The organism is Nitrosomonas oligotropha (assembly GCF_900106555.1).
GTDB classification, from domain to species: Bacteria; Pseudomonadota; Gammaproteobacteria; order Burkholderiales; family Nitrosomonadaceae; genus Nitrosomonas; species Nitrosomonas oligotropha_A.
In genome coordinates, this window is the sequence record NZ_FNOE01000008.1 from 110,276 (window position 1) to 113,432 (window position 3,157).

The 3,157-nt window shown below is 46.2% G+C and carries 4 protein-coding genes; all 4 read right to left on the reverse strand.

The window, feature by feature from the left end:
- Positions 1 to 97: 97 nt before the first annotated feature.
- On the reverse strand, positions 98 to 748 hold the full coding sequence (locus BLU57_RS06530) for a 4'-phosphopantetheinyl transferase family protein (RefSeq protein ID WP_121167167.1): 651 nt from the start codon (positions 746 to 748) through the stop codon (positions 98 to 100).
- Positions 726 to 1,463, reverse strand: a complete 738-nt coding sequence (locus BLU57_RS06535; RefSeq protein WP_090318088.1) for a thioesterase II family protein — start codon at positions 1,461 to 1,463, stop codon at positions 726 to 728. Before BLU57_RS06535 ends, BLU57_RS06530 begins: the two co-directional genes overlap by 23 nt.
- A 12-nt stretch (positions 1,464 to 1,475) precedes the next feature.
- Entirely contained in the window at positions 1,476 to 1,691 is a 216-nt protein-coding gene (locus BLU57_RS06540) for an MbtH family protein (protein WP_090318091.1), read from the reverse strand.
- Between the two features lie 126 nt (positions 1,692 to 1,817).
- Positions 1,818 to 2,339, reverse strand: coding sequence for a sigma-70 family RNA polymerase sigma factor (locus BLU57_RS06545; RefSeq protein WP_090318094.1), 522 nt, complete (start codon positions 2,337 to 2,339; stop codon positions 1,818 to 1,820).
- Positions 2,340 to 3,157: the final 818 nt, after the last annotated feature.

Genomic DNA, 3,157 nt, shown 5'->3' on the forward strand with positions numbered 1-3,157 from the left:
AACAATTTTTCTGGAGTTGCCCTATTGATAGGAAATGATCCATATCTTCGAATATGGAGATGTTAGAAGCGCCTTGTTTTATAGTTGCCATCGCGGATTAGTGAATCAAAGCCAGCGCCGCAGCGTAATCTTTCGGAGCTTCGATTGGCCAGGCTCGAATGATTCCCCAATCCGAGTGTTCATGCGCGATGCGATAATGACTGCCGGGTACCGGCAACACGGAAATATCTTGCAGGTTTTCCGCTATTCCCAATCCCAGAGCTTTCAACACCGCTTCCTTCGCTACCCACAGATCGATGAATCGTTTTTCCGGCCAACATGCCCGAGCGTGCTCAAGCGGAGACAGCACATAATGAATTAGCCCGGTGATATCGCGATCGCACCGTTCAATGTCAATTCCGATCTTGCCCGCTGACGACATGGCAATCAGCGCAAAACTGCCGGCATGAGAAAGATTGAATTGAATTTCGGCATGCTGTGCCAGATATGGCTTACCGGACGCGGTGATTGAGATGTTTAACCGATCAGGCAAGGTTCCGACACGCTCGGCCAGCAAACGCTTCAATGCCGCACGCGCTGACACGAAGCGGATCCGGTCTTGATAGTGATAAAAACCACGCGCCCGGGACTGTTCCTTTGCGCTAAGAATTGGCCAATCGTGCGCCAATTGTGTTGAGGTAAATGCGAATTCGAGCAACCATGCATCGATATTCTCCGGCACTGCTTCAAGCTGTTGCAACGATGTCACACATCACCCCTTTTTGGCTTTCAAGCAATCGTTTTTTTAGCACATGGATGAACCACTCTTCCGATTGCCGCAGAAAGAAATGTCCGCCGTCGAACCAATCGAGTGTAAACATTCGACTGCTTTCCTGCTGCCATAAGCTTAGGTTGTCCGCGCCGATCGTATCCGATCTGCCACCGAAACAATGAATCGGAACAGGAAGAGGATCATGCCTCGTATACTGAAAACTACCGCATACGCGGTAATCGATCCGCAGCAATTGCAATGTCATGGCCAGCAATTCCGGACTGTTGAATACTGCTTCAGGTGTTCCGCCTTGCTTACTCAAGTCTGCGATCAACGCAGCTTCCGTGCAGATTTTGTGATAGCGCTGACTATCCTGCCGTGCCGGAGCCGCGCAACCGGATACCATCAGCGCGTCAGGCAAGCGAGCTTTCAGTCGATGCAATTCTCGCGTGATTCCATGAGCCAGCAACGCTCCCATGCTATGACCGAAAAGCGCGTAGCTTTCTGGTAGCGTTAATGCAATTTCCTGACTCAGGATATCCACCAGCATGCGGTAATCTTCCTGCGGGCTCTCACCCAAACGGCTACCGTGACCCGGTAATTCCACTGGAATTACTTCTATCCATGAAGGTAACAATCTTTTCCAACGCAGGTACATCGTGGCGCTGGCACCTGCACACGGCAAACAATAGAGCACAAAATGGCGAGACATACCGATACCCGCTTATGATGCATTGTCCATGAATTGCCGCAGACTGAGCGGACGCATGTCGGTCCAAACATCTTCAATATGACTCAGGCAGGCTTTTTTATCACCCAGAAAACCGGTGTCCCGCCAACCACCTGGAATCGCTTTCCATTCCGGCCACAGTGAATATTGTTCCTCGTAATTGACCAATACCCGGAACACACCATCGTCGCGATCAAAACAACTCGTCATTGCTATTTCCTTATCAATTAGATTCAATCATTACATCAATGAGAATAAGAATGCTTCTTATTTCACTAGACGAACCAATTCAGGAAAAATCCAAGAATTCTATAAAACTTTAAGTTTGGAGTTGCGCTATGACCTACTGGATAAAGCCTCTTTGCAATGGTGAATAGCGGCATGAATCAGAATATTTACCAGAGAAACAGATATTTGAAGCTCTTCCGCAATCATACGTTGCGTGTATCCTTCAAGGCGATAAAGTTCAAATATCCTGCGGGTTCTCTCCGGAAGCTCGTTTAATGCCGCCACTATTAGATCCAAACTCTGATAGTGCATCAAATAGATATCCGGCGTCCGTAGCTTGTCAGGCACTAAAAGACCTTCTTCTTCACTGTCAAACAGATCCAACTCAAACACGGCGCGACGGTATTGATCAATCGCCATATTACGCACAGTCTGAAATAAATAGGCAATCGGTTGCTTCACTTCCAATTTGTTATCGGGACAGTCACGAATCTTGAGATAAGCGTCATGGATCACATCGTCGGCACGATCCCAATCCCCCAAAATCTTAAATGCGGCTCGCCGCAGTCGTGTTCGATGCGCAATAAACAACATATCGACTTGCGAAAACCACTCGTCTTCTGAATTCATAATAATAAATCAGTCAATCAGGAATTAAGACGAGCGTTAATGCAGAGCAAGGTAGACTGATGACATGAGACGGTATCTTGCGCGTGCCATCAATGATTGACCAACAATATGATATTTTAACCAAACCCTTAAATTTATTTCTTCCAACCATAATGCTATCTCCAAATGATTGATGTGATAGCTGGCTGGCAAGTAATGTAAGTTTGTTGGCTGGCTAGAAGGTTATTTCTCTACTGTTAAGCAAAGATAAAAATTACTCAACGGTGCAGATCTAATTAAATGAAATGAAATGAAATGAAATGAAATGAAATGAAATGAAATGAAATGAAATGAAATGAAATTATTCTGGTAAATTTACGAATCAAGAAAGATGATAATGATAATCATTTAATATGTAAAGCTTAACTTCCTAGACAGTGTCGTCACAAGATTTGATTAGGGCCTGTTAACACAATCTAAGTGCTTCGACGATGGGCAGCACATGAGCAACTCCGAAGTTTTCTTGCTGGGTTCGCCGAGTTCATCCAAGCTAGTAGTAGCCGCGCTGGAGATTGAGTGTTGCCAGAACCATTTGGCTATGTGCTTGCTCAGCGTAACGGGCGCCCGAAGCGGGATGCCTGCAGGGTGACATCTGCACGCTCCCAAGCTTTTTTGAAGCGCGCTTCGATAAGCCTTGCCTGATCATCCTTTTTTTGCGCGCGCAATGCCTGTATCAGTCCGTAGTATAAATAGCGGTGTAAAAATGTACCACTGAGGCGCGCTAAATTTCGTCGCAATCGCGGAATAAAAGTGTACCAATCTTAAGCCTGTAAGCTGAT

What these genes read in the sequence shown, in the direction of transcription:
- BLU57_RS06535 (WP_090318088.1), bottom strand. Translation starts at nt 1,463, where the DNA reads ATGTCTCGCCATTTTGTGCTCTATTGTTTGCCGTGTGCAGGTGCCAGC.
- BLU57_RS06545 (WP_090318094.1), bottom strand. Translation starts at nt 2,339, where the DNA reads ATGAATTCAGAAGACGAGTGGTTTTCGCAAGTCGATATGTTGTTTATT.
- BLU57_RS06540 (WP_090318091.1), bottom strand. Translation starts at nt 1,691, where the DNA reads ATGACGAGTTGTTTTGATCGCGACGATGGTGTGTTCCGGGTATTGGTC.